Annotated in this window: 26 protein-coding genes; 20 read left to right on the top strand and 6 right to left on the bottom strand. The window is 38.6% G+C overall.

The features are described from left to right. Positions 1-272 precede the first annotated feature (272 nt). The 3 genes from BTO22_RS06700 to BTO22_RS06690 are packed head-to-tail and all read right to left on the bottom strand — an operon-like array spanning position 273 to position 2,734. Positions 273-1,637 carry an ATP-binding protein gene (locus BTO22_RS06700; RefSeq protein ID WP_105054815.1) on the bottom strand — a complete coding sequence of 455 codons (1,365 nt, stop codon included), beginning with the start codon at positions 1,635-1,637 and terminating at the stop codon, positions 273-275. 15 nt (positions 1,638-1,652) lie between these two features. After that, positions 1,653-2,309, bottom strand: a complete 657-nt coding sequence (locus tag BTO22_RS06695) for a response regulator transcription factor (RefSeq protein ID WP_105054814.1) — start codon at positions 2,307-2,309, stop codon at positions 1,653-1,655. Between the two features lie 35 nt (positions 2,310-2,344). Beyond that, positions 2,345-2,734, bottom strand: a complete 390-nt coding sequence (locus BTO22_RS06690) for a PepSY domain-containing protein (protein ID WP_105054813.1) — start codon at positions 2,732-2,734, stop codon at positions 2,345-2,347. A gap of 305 nt (positions 2,735-3,039) precedes the next feature. Here BTO22_RS06690 and BTO22_RS06685 point away from each other — a divergent pair, with 305 nt between their 5' ends. The 3 genes from BTO22_RS06685 to BTO22_RS06675 all read left to right on the top strand — a co-directional run bounded on the left by BTO22_RS06685 (position 3,040) and on the right by BTO22_RS06675 (position 6,180). Next, positions 3,040-4,599 (top strand): BCCT family transporter, encoded by a 1,560-nt coding sequence (locus BTO22_RS06685; RefSeq protein ID WP_105054812.1) that lies wholly within the window; start codon positions 3,040-3,042, stop codon positions 4,597-4,599. Positions 4,600-4,751: 152 nt separating this feature from the next. After that, entirely contained in the window at positions 4,752-5,192 is a 441-nt protein-coding gene (locus BTO22_RS06680) for a hypothetical protein (RefSeq protein ID WP_105054811.1), read from the top strand. Positions 5,193-5,385: 193 nt separating this feature from the next. Beyond that, a complete protein-coding gene (locus BTO22_RS06675; protein ID WP_258132483.1) occupies positions 5,386-6,180 on the top strand; it encodes a hypothetical protein in 795 nt (264 codons plus the stop codon). A gap of 45 nt (positions 6,181-6,225) precedes the next feature. On the opposite strand, the gene BTO22_RS06670 is transcribed toward BTO22_RS06675, so the two are convergent. Beyond that, positions 6,226-7,899, bottom strand: a complete 1,674-nt coding sequence (locus tag BTO22_RS06670) for a chitinase (RefSeq protein WP_105054810.1) — start codon at positions 7,897-7,899, stop codon at positions 6,226-6,228. Positions 7,900-8,084: 185 nt separating this feature from the next. Between BTO22_RS06670 and BTO22_RS06665 the strand changes: the two genes are divergently transcribed. The 6 genes from BTO22_RS06665 to BTO22_RS06640 all read left to right on the top strand — a co-directional run bounded on the left by BTO22_RS06665 (position 8,085) and on the right by BTO22_RS06640 (position 11,593). Then, positions 8,085-8,534 carry a GNAT family N-acetyltransferase gene (locus BTO22_RS06665; RefSeq protein WP_105054809.1) on the top strand — a complete coding sequence of 150 codons (450 nt, stop codon included), beginning with the start codon at positions 8,085-8,087 and terminating at the stop codon, positions 8,532-8,534. A 154-nt stretch (positions 8,535-8,688) separates the two neighbouring features. Further along, positions 8,689-9,477: an SDR family oxidoreductase gene (locus BTO22_RS06660; RefSeq protein WP_105054808.1), complete on the top strand. Its 789-nt coding sequence runs from the start codon at positions 8,689-8,691 to the stop codon at positions 9,475-9,477. Between the two features lie 24 nt (positions 9,478-9,501). Further along, positions 9,502-10,347: a sulfurtransferase gene (locus BTO22_RS06655; RefSeq protein ID WP_105054807.1), complete on the top strand. Its 846-nt coding sequence runs from the start codon at positions 9,502-9,504 to the stop codon at positions 10,345-10,347. Between the two features lie 17 nt (positions 10,348-10,364). Beyond that, positions 10,365-10,583 (top strand): DUF6500 family protein, encoded by a 219-nt coding sequence (locus BTO22_RS06650; protein WP_105054806.1) that lies wholly within the window; start codon positions 10,365-10,367, stop codon positions 10,581-10,583. Further along, complete coding sequence (locus tag BTO22_RS06645) at positions 10,580-11,020, top strand: GNAT family N-acetyltransferase (RefSeq protein ID WP_105054805.1); 441 nt, start codon at positions 10,580-10,582, stop codon at positions 11,018-11,020. Before BTO22_RS06650 ends, BTO22_RS06645 begins: the two co-directional genes overlap by 4 nt. A gap of 108 nt (positions 11,021-11,128) precedes the next feature. Next, entirely contained in the window at positions 11,129-11,593 is a 465-nt protein-coding gene (locus tag BTO22_RS06640) for a GNAT family N-acetyltransferase (RefSeq protein WP_105054804.1), read from the top strand. On the opposite strand, the gene BTO22_RS06635 is transcribed toward BTO22_RS06640, so the two are convergent. Further along, positions 11,590-12,237, bottom strand: a complete 648-nt coding sequence (locus BTO22_RS06635) for a glutathione S-transferase (RefSeq protein ID WP_105054803.1) — start codon at positions 12,235-12,237, stop codon at positions 11,590-11,592. The genes BTO22_RS06640 and BTO22_RS06635 overlap by 4 nt on opposite strands. 181 nt (positions 12,238-12,418) lie before the next feature. On the opposite strand from BTO22_RS06635, the gene BTO22_RS06630 reads away from it, so the two are divergent. From BTO22_RS06630 to BTO22_RS06620, 3 genes are all read left to right on the top strand, one after another. Beyond that, a complete protein-coding gene (locus tag BTO22_RS06630; RefSeq protein WP_105055572.1) occupies positions 12,419-14,671 on the top strand; it encodes a peptidase U32 family protein in 2,253 nt (750 codons plus the stop codon). A gap of 136 nt (positions 14,672-14,807) precedes the next feature. Further along, positions 14,808-15,338 (top strand): GNAT family N-acetyltransferase, encoded by a 531-nt coding sequence (locus tag BTO22_RS06625; RefSeq protein ID WP_105054802.1) that lies wholly within the window; start codon positions 14,808-14,810, stop codon positions 15,336-15,338. A gap of 63 nt (positions 15,339-15,401) precedes the next feature. Then, positions 15,402-15,752 (top strand): hypothetical protein, encoded by a 351-nt coding sequence (locus BTO22_RS06620; protein ID WP_061002434.1) that lies wholly within the window; start codon positions 15,402-15,404, stop codon positions 15,750-15,752. Between the two features lie 102 nt (positions 15,753-15,854). On the opposite strand, the gene BTO22_RS06615 is transcribed toward BTO22_RS06620, so the two are convergent. Then, positions 15,855-16,748: a LysR family transcriptional regulator gene (locus tag BTO22_RS06615; protein ID WP_105054801.1), complete on the bottom strand. Its 894-nt coding sequence runs from the start codon at positions 16,746-16,748 to the stop codon at positions 15,855-15,857. 149 nt (positions 16,749-16,897) lie between these two features. Between BTO22_RS06615 and BTO22_RS06610 the strand changes: the two genes are divergently transcribed. The 8 genes from BTO22_RS06610 to pcp all read left to right on the top strand — a co-directional run bounded on the left by BTO22_RS06610 (position 16,898) and on the right by pcp (position 23,957). Beyond that, complete coding sequence (locus BTO22_RS06610) at positions 16,898-17,683, top strand: putative hydro-lyase (protein WP_105054800.1); 786 nt, start codon at positions 16,898-16,900, stop codon at positions 17,681-17,683. Positions 17,684-17,744: 61 nt separating this feature from the next. After that, on the top strand, positions 17,745-18,485 hold the full coding sequence (locus tag BTO22_RS06605; protein WP_105054799.1) for a 5-oxoprolinase subunit PxpA: 741 nt from the start codon (positions 17,745-17,747) through the stop codon (positions 18,483-18,485). A 2-nt stretch (positions 18,486-18,487) separates the two neighbouring features. Continuing rightward, a complete protein-coding gene (pxpB, locus tag BTO22_RS06600; RefSeq protein WP_105054798.1) occupies positions 18,488-19,204 on the top strand; it encodes a 5-oxoprolinase subunit PxpB in 717 nt (238 codons plus the stop codon). Continuing rightward, entirely contained in the window at positions 19,201-20,157 is a 957-nt protein-coding gene (locus tag BTO22_RS06595) for a 5-oxoprolinase subunit C family protein (RefSeq protein ID WP_105054797.1), read from the top strand. Before pxpB ends, BTO22_RS06595 begins: the two co-directional genes overlap by 4 nt. Positions 20,158-20,271: 114 nt before the next feature. Further along, positions 20,272-21,516, top strand: coding sequence for an NRAMP family divalent metal transporter (locus BTO22_RS06590; RefSeq protein ID WP_105054796.1), 1,245 nt, complete (start codon positions 20,272-20,274; stop codon positions 21,514-21,516). A gap of 204 nt (positions 21,517-21,720) precedes the next feature. Further along, on the top strand, positions 21,721-22,404 hold the full coding sequence (locus BTO22_RS06585) for a DUF969 domain-containing protein (protein WP_105054795.1): 684 nt from the start codon (positions 21,721-21,723) through the stop codon (positions 22,402-22,404). Then, positions 22,404-23,309 carry a DUF979 domain-containing protein gene (locus tag BTO22_RS06580; RefSeq protein ID WP_105054794.1) on the top strand — a complete coding sequence of 302 codons (906 nt, stop codon included), beginning with the start codon at positions 22,404-22,406 and terminating at the stop codon, positions 23,307-23,309. Before BTO22_RS06585 ends, BTO22_RS06580 begins: the two co-directional genes overlap by 1 nt. Before the next feature lie 9 nt (positions 23,310-23,318). Next, positions 23,319-23,957 carry a pyroglutamyl-peptidase I gene (gene pcp, locus BTO22_RS06575; protein WP_105054793.1) on the top strand — a complete coding sequence of 213 codons (639 nt, stop codon included), beginning with the start codon at positions 23,319-23,321 and terminating at the stop codon, positions 23,955-23,957. Positions 23,958-23,977 lie beyond the last annotated feature (20 nt).

Genomic DNA, 23,977 nt, shown 5'->3' with positions numbered 1-23,977 from the left:
TTAACCATAAGACTTACTTTTAATATGTGCTACAAGTAAAAATGGAATTTAAGATTTATAAAATAAAAGAAAGTATATTATTAAAAAACACCTTAGTTTTCTTCAATGGTATTAACTTAATATGAATAAATTATCACTATATATTAATCCCCCTCTATGTATTTTCGTTCCAAGTTAATCCATTAATATAATTTGGAGGCAGAGATGTGGGTAAGAATAACCATACTAAGTAAGTGTGGTTAGGTGTATTAAGCTATGATGAAGTAGACAAACTAATCTTGTACCAAAGGGAAGGTCAGTGTCGCTTTTAAGCCGCCCATTGAGCTCTTCTCTAATGCTAATGAACCTCGATAACTGTGTGCCATCTCATTAACTATGTGTAAACCAAGCCCTGTACCTGGTGTCGATTCATCTAAACGAAATCCTCGCTTTAAAACGTGTTCGAATTTTTCTTTTGGAATTCCGTGCCCGTCATCTTCAATAATAATGCTTATTTGGTTATTAATAGGGATAGAGGAATGAACGCGGATCATCGAGTGTGCCCATTTATAGCTATTCTCAAGTAAGTTACCTAGCATTTCATCGAGATCGGTTTTATCGACAGTTATTTTTGATTCTGTATCAAGTTCATTAATTAATAAAATTTCACGTTCTGCGTAGACTTTATCGAATGCCATTGATATTGCATCGATGCGCTCAGAAGGTGATGTAGCGACAGAAAGAATGTTCATTGCTCCGGCCATTCGAGCGCGACCAAGATGATAGTCAATGTGTTCTTGCAATTGTCTTATTGGCACTGAAAGGCGGTTTTTTTCTTCGTCTGTTAAATAAGATAACTCGTTTTTTAATACCGATAATGGGGTTTTAAGTGAGTGGGATAAGTTGCCTGCATGGTTACGAGCTCGTTCAAGCAGTTCTTGATAATGGAATAGCAGTGCATTGAGATCTGAGACTAAAGGGGAGATCTCCTGAGGGTAATGTTGACTTAAACTCTTTTGTTTGCCTTTACGTAGCATTACTAACTCTGCTTGCATTCGTACCAAAGGGCGAAGTGACCAACTGACTTGAATTCCGATTAGAAATAATACCCCACTAAATAATAAACCAAGAATGACCCAAAGCTGACCTGTGAGTTGTTGTAATGTCTTTTCTAGCGGATCTTCATCAATACCGATGGTAATTGTTACTGGATTTTTTATTTCAGGAAGATAAATTTCCTTTTGAATATAAATGAGCTTTTCATTATTCGCTCCTTTGACCTTAGGATTAAGGTGCAATGTATCTTTTTCGAATGTGAGTTTTTTATCCCATAAGGAACGAGAGCGTAGTTCTGTTTTTTTTGTACTGGCTGTCCAGTAAAGGCCACTGTAAGGCTGATTGAAACGAGGATCGGATAAAAGAGAGGGCATGGTGAGAACTCCCTTACTATTCACTTCTATATTAGCTGTAATTTCGTCCATAGAAAGAGAGAGCTGATCTTTCTCATCTTGAACTAAATAGTCACTGACTAATTTTGGAATACCAATACCTGCAGCTAAGATCATGGCAGATAGCCAAAAAGCCGCAGCAAGAAGCAAGCGGCTTTTTAAACTCAATTTTTTGAACGTACCTTTAAGGTGTCTAGGTGCTCTTTTCACAGTAGACCTTTTATTTTAAGGGTTTAATTGATAACCAAGACCGCGAACCGTTTTTATTATATTAGGGGCAATTTTCTTACGAATTCGACCAATGAAAACTTCAACGGTGTTTGAGTCACGATCAAAATCTTGCTTATAAATATGTTCAACTAAAGTGGTTCTTGAGATTACCTTTTCAGGGTTGTGCATAAAATAGGCAATAACTTTATATTCTAATGCGGTAAGACTAACGGCTTGCTCTTTCCATAACACTTTTGAGCTTCTGGTATCTAGACTTAAGTCGCCAATTTTGAGAATAGGGGATGCGTTTCCTGATGCTCGACGTAACTGAGCACGAATACGGGCGATCAACTCGACCATTTCAAATGGTTTAGTTAAATAATCATCCGCTCCGGCATTTAAGCCTTCAACACGTTGAGATAGCGTGTCACGTGCACTTAAAATAATAACAGGCGTATTAATGTTTTCGTCACGAATACTTTTTAATACGGTTAAGCCGTTTAATTTAGGTAGGCCAAGATCCAAAATAATGGCATCCCATTCTTCTGTTGTTGCTCGATATAGTGCATCTATACCATCTTGAGATAATTCAGGAACCCAATCTGCACTTTCTAATGTTTCTATAATTTGTTCGCCTAGACGAGATTCATCTTCTACAACTAAAATTTTCATTATAATTTTTATCTCTAGTGATTATGCAGGGATTGTTATTTCAAGGCTGAACGAATATCACGTCCCTTGATCTCAGTAATTGCTAAGGTTGTTGCGTTGTATTCAACTTTAATCACGTTATTATCATGAACAAGTTTTAACTCATAAGTCCATTCATCGTCATCTTCCTCCAACTCAACTTTAATAATGCGCCCATGAAAATCATTATCAACCATGGCGTATAACTCTGAGAATGGTTTCACTAATCCAGCTTGGACAGCATCGTAGACTTCATCTTGATCTTCTTCAATTTCGATTCGAGCTTCATTTTGAGGGACATCAAGGATTAATTTGTGTCCATTTTGATGTTCATCAGCAAAAGCATGTTGAGAAACTGAAAACAAGGAAAAAAGGGTTGCTAGGTATAAAGCAGATTTTCTAAGCATGATGCTTCCTAGTTAAGTCAATACATGATGCAGTATAAAACAATGAAGATGAATAGAACATGAATTTACCTTTTAAAAGGCCTACCAATAATGAGTTATTTTGATAAATGTGTAAATTATTGTGAGTGATTGTGGTATTTGATAGTGCTATTTATAAGGTGTTGATTTTAATCGATAAGTGTTATTTTTTGTGATTGAAATCATAATTATTTGACTGTTTTTTTGCCTTTTTTAAAAATATTTCACTGGTTTTACGTTTTTCAAACTGCTAGAGTCCCATACCTCACGCATCAAGTGGGATACCCATGTTTAAAAATAGCAATGAAAATAGCGATAAACTAGTTCCAACACTTACTATAGGTTTCATCCTTTTATTTCTTCTCTTTGCTCTTGTTGATCTCTCAACATTTACTGCAACGATTCAAACTGTATTCATGTCTGCATCGACAATGTTTGGTTTGTGGTGGCAGTGGTTAATGATCATCACATTTGTTCTAGCTCTTATCATCGCGATGAGCAGCTACGGCAAAATCAAAATGGGTGGTGAAGAAAAACCAACGTTCGGTACGTTTAAATGGGTCGCAATGATCATGTGTACCTTACTTGCTGGCGGTGGCGTTTTTTGGTCAGCCGCAGAACCTATCTTTCACTTCATCACACCTTCTCCAACTTTCTCAGACGTTAAAAGTGGCACTCTTGCTGCGGTAACTCCAGCATTAAGCCAAAGTTTTTTGCATTGGGGTTTTCTAGCATGGGCTGTGTTGGGAACACTCAGTACGATTGTATTAATGTATGCACACTATAACTGTGGTGTTAAATTACGTCCTCGTGCGTTGTTATACCCGATTTTAGGGACGAAACTTGAAAATCATTGGTTAGGTTCACTAATTGATGCTTGTTCAATTATAGCAGTTGCAGCAGGTACTATTGGTCCGATTGGTTTCTTAGCAACGCAGCTTAGCTATAGTCTAACTGTGCTCACAGGACTTGAAAGCTCGCTGATGAGCCAAATCGGTCTTTTATCGATAATAGTTGCTATTTATTCAGTTTCAGCCTTCAGTGGGATGGACAAGGGCTTACAGTGGTTAAGCCGAATGAATGTTATTGGTGCGGTTACTTTATTAGTTGCTATTTTGGTATTAGGCCCAACAAGCTTTATTTTTACTGAGTTTGGTCTGGCTTTTGGTAACTATATTCAACACCTTCCAGAAATGAGTTTAAGCACTGCTGATCCAGCATGGAATTCGTGGTGGACATGGTTCTTCTGGGGTTGGTTTATTGGTTTTGCACCAATGATGGCTATTTTCATTGCTCGTATTTCTAAAGGTCGCAGTATTCGTGAACTTGTAATTACGGTCGCAATTATTGCACCTATTGCGACAAACTTTTGGTTCTCTGCGTTAGGTGGCACTGGGATTTTCCTTGAGTTGCAAACGCCTGGTAGTATTTCTGGTCCGTTACAAGAAGCTGGATTACCTGCGGTACTATTAGCATCATTGGAGCAGTTACCGCTAAGTTGGTTATTAATTCCTGCATTCTTAGTACTGACGACAACGTTTGTTGCTACAACGGGGGATTCGATGGCGTATTCAATTGCAATGGCCGTTGAAGGGACAGATAAACCATCACGTTTCCAACGTCTATTTTGGGCGTTAATGATGGGTGTGGTTGCTGGTGTACTATTGATTGCTGGAGATGGTGGACTAAATGCGCTGCAATCTTTCATTGTAATCACGGCGGTTCCTGTATCAGTCTTACTAGGTTTTACGTTTATTTCAGCACCGATTGCTGTATTACGAATGAAAAAAGTAGAGCAAGAAAGCAACCAGTCTGAAGCGGTTAGCCAGAAAACAGCGACGGCATAACAGGTAAATTAATATTGAATGAAAGGCTTATCGCAGGATCTGTGGTAAGCCTTTTTTAATGCCTGTTATTTGTACTAAGTAGGTAGATGAAACATCATTAAGTGTGATAAAACAGTCATAAGTCCTAAATAAGCTTATATGATGAGGTAAGAATGAAAAACAAAACCGCTATTTTACAGCAGTTATTTTTTAGAGAGACGCAAGGAAGACCAATCATAGAGCGAGGCAGTCAATCACTAACTGATATACAAATCGAACAATATGATAAGTGGCTTTCTGAGAAACGTGATTTTTTAGTTGAAGAAATAGATGCATCTACTTGGATTAAATCATGTACTGCGGGTTACATTACAGAGCTTATTTTTAAAGCGACTGGGAGTCTAACTGAGTTTACGTTGTTTGATAGATTAAAAACAGTAGGGCATTGGGAGCTAGTTGATGGTTTATTGTACGTATCAATATTTAAAGGTGAAAACCAATACGACTTTGTTGTTGTTGCGAATTCTTGCATCAATATTCATTCTGCCATCGAATACAAAAATGATGAACTTCATTCATATCTAAAATTAGCTCAGACTAGGATCGTAGATTAATTTGTTATTCGATGTTTTTAAATAAGTCAATTACATAAATCGATATTTAATGAGTAACAATGAAATTACTCGCAGAATATTTTTATTAAAACATAAAATTGCGACAGCTATCATTTGGTATCATTTATGTAAATGAAATGTGATGTTCTTGTTTGTAAAATCTTCTTCAGTATTTTATCAAGGATAGATAACAATGAAGAAAAAATTATTTGTAATATCATGTTTTAGCTTACTTACTGCATGTGGTGGAAGTGATAGTGGAGGAAGCAATGATGTGGCCGAACCTCCTTATGGTTATTGTAGTAATGAGCAAGAAATGACATGTACATATCCAGTATCACAATTGGAGTTGAAATACACAATGTACTTGCATAATGATAATAGTATGTTGTTAAGTGGCAGTTTTTACAGTGAGTATAAGCCGCCTGTATTTCCTTATGAAATGCTCATTTCGGATATTGAACGTGTAGAAGTTCTTCAGGATGGTGTTCTACTTACAAGAAGTGATCCTTTGTCTCTTCAATATGCAGTGTTAGATACTTCAGCCTCTATGTATGAGTTTAATTGGTATCGTAATGATCATTTAGTTGGATATAGCTCAATAGACCGACTTCCTGAGCCGATTAATAATATTTCAGTATTGAGAAAGATGGCTATAAGTATCGTGTCGGTATCATGGGATGGTTTTGTAGATCATACTTATACGTTAGATGTTGGCTCTTTGAGTTGTTATAACGAGAATGCTCTTGTTGAAAATATAGCGCCGAATAATTCTGAATACGTTAGCCAAGAAGTGTCACCGTCTATATCTATTGATTTAACCTCTCAATATAACAAAACCATTCAAGAGCTTCAGGCATCATATGAAAGCTGTAATATTATAGCGAATATTAGTGGAACTAATGATTTGGCTATACCAGTTCAGCATGTTGGAAACATTACACTTGATTTTAAAGCGGAAGAAACAGTGTTGCTTAATTTATTCTAAATGAAATAGGCCGTTAATACGGCCTATTATTGTTTCTACGGTCTTTTAAACCCTTTTCCAAACTCCCCATTCGCCAGATGTCTCAGGGCTGTTACCTTGAGTCCACCACTGAGCTTGATAAGTCACGCCATTAACCGTCACTTGATCACCGGTATTATAAGCTGCCGTTGCATTCCATGTAGATGATGGATCTGTTGGCTCTACTGGTGTAGGTTCAACAGGAGCTGGTGGTGTCGGTTCTACTGGAGCAGGGCTGACAGGTGTTGTTGGAGTCCCGCTGATTACTTCCCAAACGCCAGTGGTTCCTGTTACTGGGTTTTCGCCTTGGTTCCACCATTTTGCTTGGTAAGTTACACCATCGACAACCACTTGATCGCCCGTGTTGTAAACCTTGCCTGCATCCCAAGTATTTGTTGGATCTGTCGGGTCGGTTGGTTCAGATGGATCTGTTGGTAGTGTTTCAACAACACGAGTCGCAGGCCAGTTAGCGTGTGATTCATAGAAGTTAGTTACACATTTCTCATAATCACCAGGTACAAGTGCGGAATATGCGGTTTGGAAGCCAACTAATTCACACTCGAATGAAGCGCCTTCTGGGCGATCTGGGTAGTATTTCCAGTTACCATCCCAGTTAGTGTAAAGAACATCTGTCGCGCCATTTAGGTTTAAACTACCGTAAGGCGTTTGTTGCCAACAGGTGTTTACTTCATCTGCTTCAACAGGGATTTGATAATGAGACGATAGTCCTTCCCAATAACGAATACGGTTAACAGGTTGCCCTTTGTCTTTATTTTGTTCACCACATTCGATACCACCGTTAATGACATTAATCGTTGTACCGAATCCATACCCAATACCGGCATCTGTCTCACGTTGAGATGGTGTCCAAGTGCGGTCGATAACATGAAGCATGGCAGGTTTTGGTGCTTGTGGTGTTAAGAAGAACCAAATAGCCGAGGCAAGGTTTAACCAAGAATCAGCGACTAGCCCCGGGTTATTTAGCAATACTGTGGCATCACCGTCATACATCACTTCAGAAAAAGCGCCGTAGTTAAAGTGGTAAGATAATTGTTTTGCACCACGGCCAAAGTAACCTTGTCCCGCCGCACATGGCCAACGTTTGTTTTGCCAATCGTTTTGGCCACAACCTGTGGTGTAGCCTTCTTGGCCTTCAGACCAACCCATTTCGCGAACATGTACTAAAGCTTGTTGCCATTCTTCAAGTCCTAATGGGTTATCCCATGTATTGTCTACAGCAATATGGCCACCAGTTTCTTGAGAAAAGTGTGCAAATGCGGTAACAATCGATTTTTTACAAATAGCATCAGCATCACGCCCATCGGTATAATCACCACAGAAAGCAGGGAATTTACCAATTGCTTGTAAAAAACGAGTATAAGAATATTCAGGAGCAGCCATCTGAGTTAAAAAGAACCATTCAGATGCAGGGAAAACACGTTCAACACGTTTTACGTTGGCAGGGTTTGTTGCTAAACCAGTATCAATGGCATCAACAACGGAGTTAGGTTGAGTTGCTAAGGCTTTCGCCCAAACATCATACATTGGATCTGCTGTCTTTGCGGCTTCAGCTGCATCAATTTCAGCTTGAGTAACAATATAGCCTGTTGGGTTTTCAGGATCGGGCTGAGGATTCATTGTAGTACTGTTAGCTGCAAAACTACAAGCGAGTAGTGTTGGTAATAAAGCAAGTTTAAACATTATTAACGCTCCTTGTGATAATTTTAAAATAAAATTAAGTTGGAATAACTATAGGAGTTTTTATGAGATTTGGTTATCGAGAGTTATAAATCACTTTTAACTATGCGAGTTGTTTCAAAGAGTATAAATTATAAAAAAAAGTACATTCATAGTGTGATTTACATGCTAGTAAGGGAATTATAATAATGATAGGCATCAAAGCAGCAGAAAAAAACGATTTAAAAAAGATCTATGAAATAGAAACCGAAGCCTTTGGTTCTCATGGCTATCCTTCATTTTTTATTAGGCAAGCCTTTGATTGTTGGTCAAATGGGTTATTAGTTGCAAAAGATAAAGCCCAAGTATTTGGTTATGTTCTTCAAGTACCGTCGAGCCAGTCTATAGGGGATGCGTGGGTATTGTCTTTAGCGGTTTCTAAGCAAGCTCAAGGAAAAGGATTAGGTAAGAAGCTGCTAGAGACAGCAATTAAGAATGCCAAAGAATATAAGCGACTGCTATTAACGGTGTGTCCTAAAAATACAGGTGCGTATACCTTATATCAATCGTATGGCTTTTACTTAGTAGAAGAAGAACAAGACTATTTTGATATTGGTGAAGATCGTCTTGTTCTTGCCCTAGATATTGTTGTGTCTTGAAAACATACAAGCGATACTGGATAACTCGAACTTGATGGTAACAGTTATCTGCCCCACAAGCGGAGGTTATTACTCGCAAATTAGTTTTGAAGCACACAACAGTGCGTGGGTTTTATCCGATGAAAGTCAGTTGAAGCTATTTTAAGGATAAGTCATGACATCAATAAGCGTACTTGGTTGTGGTTGGTTAGGGTTACCGTTAGCTGCACATTTGATTAGTAACGGTTTTGAGGTTAAAGGCTCTGTTAGAAGCAAAGAAAAAACAGAGTTACTGAAAAGTATCTCTGTGACTCCATTTGTATTGGATATCGATAATGAGATGATAGAACAATTATGGAAAGCATTTGTAGAGTCAGATATTTTAATTATTGCCATTCCGTCTAAGAATCAAGCAGGCTTTAGTTCTTTGATCTCTGTTTTAGAAACTTCTTCTGTTAAACAGGTGGTTTTTGTTAGTTCAACGTCGGTATATGCAGATAACAATGCTGTGATAACAGAGGAAATGGTTGAATCTGAATCTTCTGTATTATTTCAAATTGAGTCACTATTTACTCAATCGCCAGCATTCACAACAACAGTGATCCGTTTTAGTGGTTTAGTCGGCTATCAAAGAAATCCGGGACGATTTTTCCAGAAAAGTGGGCGTTCTGTGAGTAATCCAGATGCTCCTGTAAATATGATCCATCAGGATGATTGCGTTGAGTTAATTACGCAGATTATAAAGCAAAAAAAGTGGGGTGAAGTGTTTAATGCATGTGCAGATAGTCATCCAAGTAAACGTGAGTTCTATACCAAAGCAACTCAAAACATTGGTGTGAGCACTCCGGAATTTATAGAATCAGAAACTCAAACTTTTAAAATTATTAGTAATGAAAAAATTAAAAAGACATTGGGTTATGAGTTTATCTACCCTGATGTGATGCAAATTTCTTATGACATCTAAACGACATTAATTAAGGATAGAATAATGAGTAATCTATTAGACACTAATCCACTTGTAACGACAGCATGGTTAGCTGAGCATATTGATGACGATAATCTAGTTATTGTTGATGCCTATATGGCGAATGTCGTCGGTAAAGAGCCGTTAGTTTATGATGTATTTTCATGTTTACCAAGAGCTCGTAAATTAGATATTGAAGCTGATTTTTGTGACCATTCATCTTCTCAAAGTCATGCGCTACCAACTGAGCAACAGTTTACTCAAGCTGTTCAAGCATTAGGCATTAATAGCGACAGCGTGGTTGTTCTCTATGATAACCAAGGTATTTATTCTGCTCCTAGGGCGTGGTGGACATTTAAAGTGATGGGCTTTAAAGATGTCTATGTTCTGAATGGTGGCTTACCTCAATGGACAAAAGAAGAAAGAGAAACGGTTTCTGAATACACTACAGCAGTTACACAGGGTAATGCGATAGCAAAAGAAGTGAAAGGCTTAGCATGTGACTCAGACGAAGTACTTAGCGTGATAAATGGTGATGTTGCAATTCTAGATGCGCGTGCAGAAATGCGTTTTTTAGGCAAAGCACCAGAGCCACGAGAAGGGGGTCGTAGTGGGCACATTCCAAGTTCGAAAAACCTCCCGTTTTCCATCTTGTTAGATAGTTATACTTATCACGATGAAGAGACATTACGAACTATTTTTTCAGAAAGAGTACCATCAGTAGATACAAAATCGTATTTCAGTTGTGGGTCTGGTATCACTGCATGCATTTTGATGCTTGCTGCGGTATCGATTGGTTATAAAGACGTTGTTTTATACGATGGTTCATGGGCAGATTGGGGAACTAATCACACATTACCGATTGAGTAATAGAAGTAGGACCATTAATGAGAGACAGTTTACGCAAGAAAATCATTGAAGTGTGCGATAAGAAAATCGCTCAAAAGGGCGATAATGTTGGGTTGTCTTTTTATGCTTTCTTTGCCAATAAAAATGATGAACCAGAAGTATTGATGGAAGCGGCGACGTGGTGGATCTTAACTCATAAATTAGATCATTTTGAAAAAGCGTTTAAGATTAAAAAGATGATAGAGAATAAGCAATGAAGATGGAAATACGTCAAGGTACGATTAAAGATGTAGTTTGTGTCGATTGCCAAATCCCTGAATTTGATAATCGTAATACCAAGGAGAAATTGGCTTTGCGACTGAATGGTTTAGATCATCTGATCCTTATTGCATTTGAAAATGGCTTGCCAGTTGCGTATAAAATGGGTTATCAACTCTCAGGGACTGAGTTCTACAGTTGGTTAGGTGGCGTTATTCCTAATGCCCGTAAAAAAGGCATTGCAACTCAACTTAGAGTCATACAAGAAGAATGGGTAAAAGAAAAAGGCTATCAAACGATCTATGTTAAATCGATGAATAGATATCCTGCAATGTTACAACTTCTTATTTCAAGTGGTTATCATATTTCAGGATATGAAGATGAAGGCAATTCTGAAAATAGTAAGATTAAGTTTCAAAAGAATATGTCTACATAATAATAGCCTTCCCTTTTCAAAGTAGTGTGGCGTTATGGTCTACAATTGAGGTAGGCCTAATCAAAATTGATTAGTTACTCGTTCAAACAGAGAGCATAAGGATAAGCGATGGATAGAATCACCTTTCAAAAAGTGACAACGTGTGAATATCCATCATTGTTTCCGATCTATAAAAGATATATCTATCCTGCAGTTGAAGTCAGCTTTGGTTGGGATGAAGAGTATCAAATTCAGCGTTTCACAAGCGCATATAAAAAAGAATGGTTCGAATGGATCATGTTTAATGGAGAGCGCTTAGGTTTTATTTGTACTAAACAAGAAGAAGCGAGTGTTCATATTCATCTGTTGATTATTTTTGATAAATATCAGAAGAAAGGAGTGGGTTCTGCAGTTATGAAATATTACCAACGTCATTATAGTGACAAGGTAACTAAATGCTGCCTTTCTGCGTTTAAATCGAATCAACAGGTGATCGACTTTTACTTATCTTTAGGCTATCAAATTGTGAATGAAGATAAGCATTTCGTCGATATGGAACGATCACTTTGTTTTAATGGTTATATGGGCTATTAACCAAATATGATGGGATCAGAATCTATTGACCATTTCGGATAACTAACCATTGCTTTTGAGAATGTGGAGTCATTGTAATGATTGACTAGCCATGAACGTAAATAAGGAAAAGGCGCTTGCGCATACCATTTCTTATCTACTCGTGAAAACTGACGAATGAATGGTAAGATAGCGTAATCAACTAGACTTGGTGTTTCTCCCATAATGTAGGCGTGCTGAGATAAGCGCAGTTCTATTTCTCTCAACCACTCGCAACACATATCACGGAATTCTGTTTCATTATTATCATGGTAGCGAGAAGCTGCGCGATATTTTTGTAATGCCCCTACAAAATTGATGTCATTATTTTTTATTAATTCAAGCATGGCAATCAAGCTATTTTTATCGTGAGAATAGAGCAAATTATTAGGATCTGATTGAGTAAGCGCCCATACCATTACATCAATACTTTCATCTATTACTGAGCCATCACTTAATCGTAATACAGGAACCGTCCCTTTTGGTGAAATCGACAACATTTCTTCAGGTTTATTGTTCATATCAATATCACGCAGCACCACAGTTTGCTGGGCATGCAAAATAGCGAGACGGCTACGCATTGCATAAGGGCATTGTCGTAATGAATAAAGGATCGGCGTTGTCATGATAAAATACTCAAAATAGAGGGCAATAAGAGGATGGTAACTGAATAAATAATGGGATTCACCTTTATTTATTCATGATCTGGATCAATAAAAGCCGAATAAGTGGTAATGAAAGCGTGAGGCGAGTAGAATGCCCCCTCAAAAAAATTATTACATAAAAACCGAAGCGAGCAATTTCATAATGAGTAGAAAACTTGAATTATTGGCACCTGGTGGTGATGTTGAAGCGATTAAAGCGGCCATCGTTGCTGGGGCAAATGCTGTTTACTGTGGCCTAGATATCTTTAATGCCCGTAACCGCGCATCCAATCTTTCATTTGATGAGTTAAATGGCGTATTGCGATTAGCTCATGAGTACGGTTGTGAAGTATTTCTGACTTTAAACGTTGTTATTTTAGAGCATGAAATCAAATCATTAGTTAAAGTACTGAATCAGTTAGTGAATACAACTGTTGATGGCATTATCGTGCAAGATTTAGGTGTTTTTAATCTAATCAAAAAGCATTTCCCAACGTTGGATGTTCATGCTTCTACTCAGCTAACAACACACAATGAAGGCCAATTAAAGTTCTTAAGTAAAGTTGGAGCATCTCGCGTTAACTTATCTCGTGAATTGAACATTGATGAAATTAAAGAAATGACAGCGGTTGCTCATGAACATGACATGCTGACAGAAGTGTTTGTGCATGGCTCTTTGTGTATTGCATTCTCTGGTCAATGTTACTCAAGCTCAGTAAGTGTAGGTAACTCAGGTAACCGTGGTCGTTGTAGCCAAGCGTGTCGTGATGAATACGAAGTAACAAATGTTGGCACTAAGTACCCATTAAACTTAAAAGATAACTCAGCGTATTTTGATCTTCCTGAATTAGTTGATGCAAAAGTCGATTCATTAAAAATTGAAGGCCGTATTAAAGGCGCTCACTACGTATATACCGTGGTTGAAAACTGGCGTAAAAATATCAATAAATTTGTTGAGACGGGCGAGCTATATGAAGATGACTCAAATCTACATAAAGTGTTTAACCGTGGTTTAACCAACAAGTTTTTAAAAGGCAATTTAACTAAAGACATGTTTATCGATAACCCTCGTGACAACAGTGTAAATTACGCGGTTGAAAAGAGTAATGCGATTGATGTGGTACAGATCCAAGATGTAAAACAAGATCTATATACCGATAAAAATGCAATTGGCGCGACACTAGAAGAAAAAGTGAAATCGCTAAGCATCGATAAAATTGCGGTTACTATTGCTTTCAAAGCGGCATTAGGTGAACCACTAACGGTGACTGTTACACCAAAAGATGAAGCTCAAGACACATTTGAAGTGAAATCAACATCATTACTAAGCGAAGCGGGTCAAAAAGCGATCACTTCAAAAGAGTTAGAAAAACGCTTTAAAGGCGTAATCAATCCTAACTATGAACTACTAGGTTATGATTTCTCTGAGCTAGGGGAAAACTTAGCCGTTCCATTCCGTGAGCTTACAGAACTTAAAGATCAAGTTGCTTTCTTGATGAATGGTTCTAAAGAAGTGATTAAACATACTGAAGTTGCTGCATTGCCAGTATATCCAAAAGTGGAAGAGAAGCCTAAGTTATCAATGCTGATTGCTGATGTTGCTGACTTAAATGTATGTGATGCAACAGATGCGGATATCTACTTCAAATTACCAGAAAGCTTTAAAAAGCGTGATCGTAAATACATCAATATTTTCTTAGAGAACCCACGTTTGATCCCATGGTTCCCAGCGGTTCTTATTGGTAAAGATTACGATGAAGCAGTGAAAGTACTTGAAGAAGTAAAACCGGCTCGTATCGTAACCAATAACACAGGTATTGCTTACAAAGCCTTTGAGATGGGTATTGAATGGGTTGCTGGTCCATTCCTAAATACAACTAACTCACACGCGTTAGTGACAATGAAAGAAACGCTAAACTGTGCGGGTGCGTTTATTTCAAATGAGATTAATAAAGGTCAGATGAAACATATTCGTCGTCCTGAGAACTTCAAATTAGCTTACAGCATTTATCATCCAATCCTGATGATGACAAGCCGTCAGTGCTTCTTCCAACAAACCGTAGGTTGTAACAAACCAGCGATTGAAGCGGGTTGTATGCTGAAGTGTGAGAAAGCGACCACAATTACCAATGTGAAAGGCATTTCATTCGCGGTTGATAAGCAAAAAGGTGGTTACCCAAGCATCTATAATCACGAACAGTTCTTGAATATGGATATCGTGACAGATTTCTCTGATCTATTTGATGAATTCTTCATTGATTTAACCAACATCGGTGGGGGCTCCAAAGAGCAAGCCGATAAAGTTGAGTTGGTTACGCATTTTGAGAAACTGATCAATGGCGATATGAGTGTACAAGAAGAACTATTCACCATGGTTCCAATCAATACTAATGACCAATATCAACAAGGTCTGTAAGATTGACGCTTAACTAATATTACCGAAAAATATAAAGCCGTGATCACATATCACGGCTTTTTTTGTCTATAATTCAATAATAAATATGAGTTTGGTATAGCAGAAGTGCAATTATAAACAATGAGAGGAATTGGCTATGGTGACACTACAACTACTCAAAACAGAAGATGCAGAAGCGTTATTAGAGTTTGAATTGGTCAATCAAGAATGGTTTGAATCCTATATTGAAGCGCGAGATGAAGATTTTTTCAATGAAGAAGGGATCAAAGATCATATCGATTTTTATCTCTCGGAATATGAAAAAGACAGGATTTACCCAATGATATTGAAGAATGCTCAAGGAACTATTTGTGGTCGAGCCAATCTTTATAATATTAATCGAGAAAAAGAATCAGGCTTTATTGGTTATCGAATTGGTGAAGAGTTTGTTTCTCAAGGACTCGCTACTTATGCAACTAAAGTATTGATTGAGGTTGCCAGAGAGACATTAGCGCTGAGTCAGTTAATTGCTACTGCAGCAACAGATAATTTAGCCTCACAAAGGGTACTAAGTAAAAATGGTTTTAAACAAGTCGGATTTAAGCCTGAGTTTACTATTGTCGACGGTGAAATTATTGATTGTTATGAATATCGCTGCGTAATTAAGCAGTTGTCGACAGTGATATAGAGTGAGATATAGCTCTAAAGCAGGGGTTGCTATATACTTTCTTGTTTCAAAGGAATTTCTATAATGGAAATGATCATCGTCTCTTCTGAAAAACAGAAACGTCTAATAATGATCTTTGCGCGTATGAAAGCAAAGATGTCAGATAAAGCGTTACTGAAAAACTTAGATGCATACCAAATTAACTCAACGGCTTATCCTGCATTCAAGAAAGCACAAGATCTTCGTGTTGAGCGTATTCATTTACCTTTCGGTGATGATAAAACAGGTTCTCTAGATGGCGGTGACTTCTTGTTCCGTTACCTGTCTAAAGGCTATATCTGTCTTGGTGACTTTGAAGGTCAACCAAAACCAGATCTAGGTCCATGGGGCGTTCGCTCTGTTCGTCGTCAACCTAAAATCGGTTTCGGATTGTAATCGACTTATAAATATTTGATTTTTATATTAAACGGTTCTGAACGATAATTTATTCAAATTGCTATACCCCGCTGTAGGAGTGAATGCGTCAGAATTCATCGATTAACAGAAGGCTTTATATTGTTTTGCGGCTTCAAAAGTGAGCTTCATTGCTTCAATCGTCATTAAGTTAATCGGTGTATCTAAATAAGCCACTGAAAATTGCAACGGGCTTGGTGTCCAATCAGTATTAATGATCTTTAATGTTTTATTGTTAAGGGCATCGGTAATGACTTCTTTAGGTAACACTGCAATACCGACGCCACTTTCGGCTAAGCGAATACTGGCAGAGAGTGAACTTGCAGAATAGAATCGCGTGGGTTGATTGTTATGTTGTGTAAAATAACGTTCAACCTCATGATACGGCGCTGTATTTCGTGCATAAGTAATGATTGGCCAATGAGAGAAGTTGGTCGTTGCATGCAATGACGTTCGCTGTATTGTTGGGCTTGCGACCCAATGTAAAGAATAATCACAAATATGTTGGCTAACCACATTCGGTTCAACAACGTTTCCTAATAAAATCGCAATATCAATGTTGCGAGCTAACAGTTCTTTTCTAAGATTGATCGTTGAATCCACGATAAGCTCAACCTCTAAATGAGGTAAGTTTTGGTGAATTAAAGAAAGATACTGTGGCAACCATGTATGCACTATTGTTTCTGATACTCCAATCCGTAATATCCCAGAAATAGCCTCTGAATTATTAGCCAGCGCATGAAGCTGGTCTGCATTACTTAACAGTTTTTCAGCAAAAGGGAGCAGTTCTCGTCCTTTTGCTGTTAACGATATTGAACCTGTATCACGAAAAAATAGTGGCACATTTAAGGTGTCTTCAAGGTTTGAAATACGCGTTGAAATTGCAGGTTGTGTGGTACATAAGTGCTTTGCTGCCTTTCTAAAGCTGCCTAAATGCGCTATCCATACAAAGGTTTCAAGTTGTTTTAAATTTAGCACAACATACCTCTCTTAGATTTATTCTGTTGCTAGGTGATAAAAAATATTTATCAAGAATAGCAGAAAAATACGAATAGACATTATTAAAATAAGCAGTAATGTAACCTTTAATTAACGATAGAGTTACAATGATTATAAGGGAGAGTAGGATGGATAAGGATATATCGCTCAATCAACTGCGTGAAAAAATCAGAAATAACGAATTTACCAGCGCAACTTCAGGTTATGCATCAGGTTATTTACAAGCCAATCTTGTCATTTTACCAGCGCTTTGGGCTGCGGATTTTTTGCTTTTCTGCCAGAAGAATCCTGTTGCATGTCCATTAATTGATGTAACTGAACCGGGAGAGAGATACCTTCCTTCTATTGGGGCTGATATTGATTTATCTACGGACGTTCCTGAGTATCATGTGTTCTACGATGGGAATTTTGAAACCTCAGTCTCTAATCTTACCGAATTATGGCAAGACGATTTGGTTACGTTTGTTTTAGGATGCTCTTTTTCATTTGAAGAGGCATTAATCCAATCAGGTTTGTCTATTCGAAATATTGATGAAGGCAAAAATGTTTCCATGTACGACACGAACATTCCTTGCGAGTCTGCGGGCAAGTTTAACGGTAGCTTTGTGGTTTCTATGCGTCCATTTACTCCTAAGGATGCAATTCGAGCGATTCAAATTACGACTCGTTTTCCTAAGTCCCATGGTGCACCAGTGCATTTTGGTGATCCTAGCGCGATTGGCATATCAGATGTAGCTATCCCTAATTATGGCGATGCTGTACATATCAATTCAGGGGAGGTTCCCGTGTTTTGGGCGTGTGGCGTGACCCCTCAAAATGTTATTCGTCAAAGCCGTCCACCTTTTTGTATTACTCATGCTCCAGGGAAAATGTTGATTACAGATCGTTTAAGTTCCGAATTTGCAGTGCTGTAGTCAGTAAATGTTCTTTTTACATCGTTGTTATCAAGTCGCCAAAAATAATTAAGGAAATGGAATGAAAATTAATTGTGATATGGGTGAAAGCTTTGGGTTATGGACATTGGGCGATGATACCGCTGTCATGCCTGCGTTAGATATGGCAAACATTGCCTGTGGTATGCATGCTTCAGATCCCAGCGTTATGATGCAAACGGTCGCGTTAGCAAAAGAGCATGATGTAATGATTGGAGCGCATCCTGGATATGACGATTTACAAGGTTTTGGGCGACGAGATATAGCGATGAGTTCTGTTGATCTTGCGTCGTTGTTTATCTATCAATTAGGTGCATTACAAGGGATATGTCAAAGCCAGAATACAAAACTAAGCTATGTAAAGCCTCATGGCGCACTTTATAACATGATGATGAAGGATGACGCTATTCTTGAGACCTTGTTATCCGCACTTCAACGTTACGATGTCACGTTGCCATTGGTTATTATGGCAGTTCCTGATCACGCTCGCTACCAAGCATTGGCCGATAAATTTGGCATCACATTATGGTTCGAAGCATTTGTAGATCGGACTTATGACGAAGAAGGGCGATTAGTTCCGCGTAGTGTTCCTAATTCAAGCCATCATACGAATGAAGCAATTCAACGCCAAGCAGATCAACTGATTGATCAAGGTTGTGTTACAACGCTGACTGGAAAGAAAATAACGATCCATGCCGACACATTATGCATTCATGGTGATGGTCCTTTTTCTGTGCCGACAGCCGTATATTTGCATAAAAAGCTTCAGAAAAAGGCTCAATAATAATGAAAATATCAGCCGTTAATGAATCGACCGTTTTAGTGGTATTTGCCGATAGTGTTAGCCCTGAGACTGCAGATCTTATTGCTCAATCTGTTATCGTTATTAACCAACAGCCAGATTTGTTCGTTGTTGATATGGTGCCGTCATATACTTCTATTTTGCTCACTTATGATTTAACTCGAATAGAACTGCGAACGTTTATGTCTCGACTAAATCAATGCCTTCAACAGGATAACCAAGAAACTCAATTATCATCTTCTATGGTGATTGAGTTACCGGTTTATTACGGGCCAGAAGTCTCTCTTGATGCTGAAGAAATAAGTCGTCATACCGGATTGTCATTTGATGAGATTGTTTCTATTCATTCTTCTCAAGAGTATCGCGTTTACGCTATTGGTTTTGCTCCGGGTTTTGCTTATTTAGGTAATACCGATCCTCGTATTCATATTCCTCGTAAAAGCACACCGCGCTTGAAAGTCCCCGCTGGCAGTTTAGCTATTGCAGAGCAACAAACCGCCATTTATCCAAAATCTTCACCGGGAGGATGGCAAGTGATAGGGCGAACGCCTGTTAACTTGATTGATTTTAATCGTGACAACCTAACGGTTTTTGAAATGGGGGCAAAAGTGACTTTTACCCCGATTTCACGAGAAGAGTATCTAGAGATGGGGGGCGAATTGCCAGAGGCCTCATTAGTGGAAGAGGATGATAAAGCATGACATTACGAATTCACAGTACGGGCCCATTAGCATTGCTTCAAGATAAAGGTCGATATGGTCACCAATCAGTAGGAGTGACACCGGGTGGCCCAATGGATGAACATGCGTTTGATTGGGCGAATAAATTAGTTGATAACGATTTAAATGCCACTCAAATTGAAATTACACTAGGACAATTTAGTTGTACGTTTTATGCCGCAAACACAATGGCCCTGACTGGTGCTGACATGGGAGCGAAGCTTAATAATGAAGCGATCAGCCCTTGGCAAAGCTACGCGATTAATGCTGGTGATAAATTGGAAATGAGCATCGCTCAATCAGGGTTACGTGCTTATCTTGCTGTGAGTGGTGGATTTAAAGTTGAAACGATTTTAGGAAGTTCAGCGACGGTAACTCGTGATGGATTAGGTGGCAATGATGGTAAAGGCACTCCATTAACGGTAAATAGTTTGATTCGTTATTCGGTTGATGTATCACAGTTATCAACCTCTTTTTCTGAGCCAAGATTACGTAAGCAAGTACCGAGTCGGTTTATTCCTAGTTATGACCGCCATATTAATATTGGCGTGATCCCAAGCTATCAATATGAGGATTTTTTGATTGCTGATCGCGAACGATTTTTTTCATCAATTTATACGGTTTCAGCCAATATTGATCGAATGGGTTATCGTTTATCAGGTGAGGCTATTCACTGTCAGCGTAATAATTTAATTTCGGAAGGGATTGCACTTGGGGCAATTCAAATTCCGAGTGATGGCCAGCCAATTGTGCTGATGCGAGATCGTCAAACCATTGGAGGATACCCAAAAATAGGGTGTGTTGTTCATGCTGATATTAGCCGTTTAGCTCAATGTTTACCGGGTTCGACTGTGCAATTTTATGAAAAAGAACTCTACTGCTCAGAAGCCGAATTGATGATACAGCGTCAGTTTTTTACTTCGTATAGCTCTTAGAGCAACGAACCGTTAGTTTAATATTTAAGAGAAAAACATTAATACAATAATCTCGATTAACGAGAATACGCTGCAATAGCAATATGCAGAAGTGTGACCACAAAAGGAAATCGTATGTCATTAGAAAAAATTGAACCTCAGTCGTCTAGTGTGACGCAAGATGAAGGAAAACCAGCGGTGCGATCGGGCTTTAGTTGGTCATTGATTATGGGGGCTGCTTTTTTAATGGCGACCTCAGCAGTAGGCCCGGGATTTTTAACTCAAACTACCGTGTTTACTCAAACGTTAGGTGCAAGCTTTGCCTTTGTTATTCTTATTTCTATCATTTTAGATATTGGTGCTCAGCTTAATATTTGGCGAATTATCGTTGTTTCTAAAAAACGAGCACAAGATATTGCGAACGATATTTTACCCGGGCTTGGTTATGTGATTGCAGGAATGGTCGCCATTGGTGGTTTAGCTTTTAATATCGGTAATATCGGCGGTGCAGGAATGGGAATGAACGTATTATTTCCAAGCATCACGCCAATCTCAGGAGCTGCTATCAGTGCGGTAGTTGCCGTTGCTATCTTCATGTTGAAAGATGCCGCTAAAGTAATGGATCGCTTTACCATAGTCATGGGGGCTGCATTGATAGCGATGACTTTATATGTCTTATTTTCGACTTCGCCACCAGTAGGGGAAGCGTTATATCGAGCGGTATGGCCAGAAAAACTGAATGTGTTAGCCATTATCACTTTGGTAGGGGGAACCGTTGGCGGTTATATTACTTTTGCAGGTGCTCACCGTTTGATTGATGCGGGTGTAACGGGTCAAGAAGCACTACCACAAGTTAACCGAGGGTCAGTTTCAGCCATCAGTTTAGCGTCAGTTGTTCGTGTGATCCTATTTTTGGCTGCATTGGGTGTTATTAGCTCTGGGGTTACCTTAGATCCAACAAATCCTCCAGCATCAATGTTTAAATACGCTGCGGGCAATGTGGGTTACAAGATCTTTGGTTTAGTGCTTTGGGCAGCAGCGATCACTTCTGTTATTGGTGCGGCGTATACCTCAGTGTCATTCTTAAAGACATTACATCCAATTATTGAGTTACATTCACGTCGATTTATTATTGGGTTTATTGTCGTATCAACATTTATATTCTGCTTTATTGGTAAGCCAGTGATGCTATTGATTGTTGCTGGAGCTTTAAATGGGTTTATCCTACCAGTCACATTAGGGCTTATGTTGATTGCGGCAACCAAGTCATCAATTGTTGGTGATTATAAACACCCAGTTTGGATGTCGGTCTTTGGATGGTTGATCACTGTTATGATGGCAATCATGAGCATATACACTTTGTATGTGATGGTGTTTTAGTCAACCGAAATGGTTTTTGCAAAATTGAGATGTATTTTAGAATTATAGTGCGAATGAGTACTTTTTATTAGTACGGTTTTTAATATACTCATTAATGACTCCAATACGTTCAATTGAACATATTGGGGTTTATTTGGTTTTAATAAAAATAAATTATAGCGGCTCTTTATGATAAAGAGCCTAAGCAAAAAATAAGGATATATGATGATTGATTTTTGGCCTTTAATAGGGGTAGTAATCATTACTCTTGGGCTGGCGTTACGTTTAAACACGTTATTGGTTATTTTAACCGCAGGGATAGTGACAGGGTTGGTTGCAAAGATTGATTTTATTGAGATCTTATCCATTTTAGGTGCATCATTTACTCAAAACCGCTACATGTCCTTATTTATTCTAGTATTGCCTATGATTGGTGTATTAGAACGATTTGGCCTAAGGGAACGCGCAGAAACACTGATTGGCTCAATCAAACAAGCCTCTGCTGGCCGAGTTATGTTTACGTATTTATTGCTGCGTAAAGTAACGAATGCATTAGGTTTAAATTTGGGTGGGCACCCATCGATGATCCGTCCTTTAGTTGCTCCAATGGCAGAGGCGGCGGCAGAGAAAAACAGAAAACCATTAACGCATAAAGAAAAACAGCACCTTCGTGCACTTGCTGCAATGAGTGAGAATTTTGCTAACTTCTTCAGCCAATTGATTTTTATTGGCGCTGGTGGTTTGTTATTAATAAAAGGTGTACTTGAAGAGCATGGCTACCACGTCGCATTAAATGACATGTTTATGTGGGCAATTCCAACGGCGTTGGCTTCGTGTGTCGTATTTTATGTTCGCGCATGGATAGAAGATTCACGTTTGGCAAAAGCCGGTAAGCAGGAGCAAGAATAATGTTAGAGTATATTTATCAAGCGACAGGCTTACTTCTTATTGCGTTTTCTCTTCAGAGTTTCATGGATAAAAAGAACCCAAAAGCAATAGGCACAGGACTTTTCTGGTTAGCTTATGGTGTTTCTTTTTGTTTAGGCAGCGTATTACCCGATTGGGTTGTTGGCGTTTTAGTCTTAATTATGACGTTAATTGCTTCAGTGGGTTTAATGGGTATTGGGTCATATAATTCAAGTGATAATGAGTTTAGAAAAAACAGTGCCAAATCGTTACAGAACATGTTGTTTCTTCCGGCGATTATTGTTCCTGTCGGTACGATTTTATGGAGCCAAGTAACAGGGGAAAGTGCACTTATTGGCTTAGGGATAAGCTCTGTTCTTTCATTGTTTGTCGCTAATTGGCTGACTAAGTGTAAGCCTGTTCAAAGTATCCATGAAGGACGTCGATTAATTGATACTATTGGCTGGGCAGCGATTTTATCGCAATTTTTAGCGGCATTAGGATATTTATTTGGTCAGGCTGGTGTGGGTGATACAGTTTCACAAATAGTAAAAGAAATTGTGCCACATGGTAGTGTACTAGCTTATGTTATTGCATATACGTTTGGTATGGCGATTTTCACTATCGTTATGGGTAATGCGTTCGCTGCTTTTGCTGTAATTACCGCAGGTATCGGTATCCCATTATTAATTGTTGAGATGGGAGGAGATCCTATCGTAGTGGGTGTTCTAGGTATGGTTTCTGGCTATTGTGGAACATTAATGACGCCAATGGCGGCTAATTTTAATGTGGTTCCTGCGGCTTTGTTAGAGCTAGACAATAAAAACCAAGTGATTATCACTCAGTTTATTCCTGGTTTTATCATGCTATTAATTAACACTACCTTTATGTACTTTTTTGCCTTTTAGGGATTAACGATGAAAAAGATTCTAATTACAGGTTTCGAACCTTTTGGTGATGACAAAATTAACCCTGCGCTAGAAGCTGTGAGATTAATTGCTGGCCGCAAACTTAATGGCGGTGAGATCAGTATTTGCCAAGTACCAGTTGTTCGCTATAAATCTATTGAGACGGTAAAAAAGGCGATTGAAGAGCTGCAACCATATGCAGTGATTACTGTTGGTCAAGCTTCGGGTCGCGCTGCAATAACACCAGAGCGAATTGCGATTAATGTCGATGATTTTCGGATCCCTGATAATGATGGCATTCAAGTGATTGATGAGCCCGTTGTAGAGGGAGGTCCAGATGCTTATTTTACGACACTACCAATCAAAGCGATGGTGAGTGAAATACAACAAAAAGGGATCCCAGCCCAAGTCTCAAATACCGCAGGTACTTTTGTATGTAACCACCTGTTCTACGGGATTCAACATTATTTAAAAGACACTAATATTCGTCATGGGTTTATTCATATTCCATTATTGCCAGAGCAATCAGTGGATGGCTCTCAGCCAACAATGAAGTTAGAGCAAATAGCAGAGGGCTTAGCTATTGCGGCACAAGCCATTATTGATAATAGTGAAGATATTCAAGAAGGGGCAGGTACTATTTGTTGATTTAAAAACAGATAATTTCA

Origin of the sequence: Aliivibrio sifiae, assembly GCF_002954705.1 — a bacterium.
GTDB classification, from domain to species: domain Bacteria; phylum Pseudomonadota; class Gammaproteobacteria; order Enterobacterales; family Vibrionaceae; genus Aliivibrio; species Aliivibrio sifiae_A.
Note: the sequence above shows the minus strand (reverse complement) of the source record. Positions and strands in the feature narration are given on the sequence as shown.

Coding starts and splice junctions, on each gene's coding strand:
- BTO22_RS06695 (WP_105054814.1), bottom strand. CDS start 2,309: ATGAAAATTTTAGTTGTAGAAGATGAATCTCGTCTAGGCGAACAAATT.
- BTO22_RS06690 (WP_105054813.1), bottom strand. CDS start 2,734: ATGCTTAGAAAATCTGCTTTATACCTAGCAACCCTTTTTTCCTTGTTT.
- BTO22_RS06685 (WP_105054812.1), top strand. CDS start 3,040: ATGTTTAAAAATAGCAATGAAAATAGCGATAAACTAGTTCCAACACTT.
- BTO22_RS06680 (WP_105054811.1), top strand. CDS start 4,752: ATGAAAAACAAAACCGCTATTTTACAGCAGTTATTTTTTAGAGAGACG.
- BTO22_RS06675 (WP_258132483.1), top strand. CDS start 5,386: ATGAAGAAAAAATTATTTGTAATATCATGTTTTAGCTTACTTACTGCA.
- BTO22_RS06670 (WP_105054810.1), bottom strand. CDS start 7,899: ATGTTTAAACTTGCTTTATTACCAACACTACTCGCTTGTAGTTTTGCA.
- BTO22_RS06665 (WP_105054809.1), top strand. CDS start 8,085: ATGATAGGCATCAAAGCAGCAGAAAAAAACGATTTAAAAAAGATCTAT.
- BTO22_RS06660 (WP_105054808.1), top strand. CDS start 8,689: ATGACATCAATAAGCGTACTTGGTTGTGGTTGGTTAGGGTTACCGTTA.
- BTO22_RS06655 (WP_105054807.1), top strand. CDS start 9,502: ATGAGTAATCTATTAGACACTAATCCACTTGTAACGACAGCATGGTTA.
- BTO22_RS06650 (WP_105054806.1), top strand. CDS start 10,365: ATGAGAGACAGTTTACGCAAGAAAATCATTGAAGTGTGCGATAAGAAA.
- BTO22_RS06645 (WP_105054805.1), top strand. CDS start 10,580: ATGAAGATGGAAATACGTCAAGGTACGATTAAAGATGTAGTTTGTGTC.
- BTO22_RS06640 (WP_105054804.1), top strand. CDS start 11,129: ATGGATAGAATCACCTTTCAAAAAGTGACAACGTGTGAATATCCATCA.
- BTO22_RS06635 (WP_105054803.1), bottom strand. CDS start 12,237: ATGACAACGCCGATCCTTTATTCATTACGACAATGCCCTTATGCAATG.
- BTO22_RS06630 (WP_105055572.1), top strand. CDS start 12,419: ATGAGTAGAAAACTTGAATTATTGGCACCTGGTGGTGATGTTGAAGCG.
- BTO22_RS06625 (WP_105054802.1), top strand. CDS start 14,808: ATGGTGACACTACAACTACTCAAAACAGAAGATGCAGAAGCGTTATTA.
- BTO22_RS06620 (WP_061002434.1), top strand. CDS start 15,402: ATGGAAATGATCATCGTCTCTTCTGAAAAACAGAAACGTCTAATAATG.
- BTO22_RS06610 (WP_105054800.1), top strand. CDS start 16,898: ATGGATAAGGATATATCGCTCAATCAACTGCGTGAAAAAATCAGAAAT.
- BTO22_RS06605 (WP_105054799.1), top strand. CDS start 17,745: ATGAAAATTAATTGTGATATGGGTGAAAGCTTTGGGTTATGGACATTG.
- pxpB (WP_105054798.1), top strand. CDS start 18,488: ATGAAAATATCAGCCGTTAATGAATCGACCGTTTTAGTGGTATTTGCC.
- BTO22_RS06595 (WP_105054797.1), top strand. CDS start 19,201: ATGACATTACGAATTCACAGTACGGGCCCATTAGCATTGCTTCAAGAT.
- BTO22_RS06590 (WP_105054796.1), top strand. CDS start 20,272: ATGTCATTAGAAAAAATTGAACCTCAGTCGTCTAGTGTGACGCAAGAT.
- BTO22_RS06585 (WP_105054795.1), top strand. CDS start 21,721: ATGATTGATTTTTGGCCTTTAATAGGGGTAGTAATCATTACTCTTGGG.
- BTO22_RS06580 (WP_105054794.1), top strand. CDS start 22,404: ATGTTAGAGTATATTTATCAAGCGACAGGCTTACTTCTTATTGCGTTT.
- pcp (WP_105054793.1), top strand. CDS start 23,319: ATGAAAAAGATTCTAATTACAGGTTTCGAACCTTTTGGTGATGACAAA.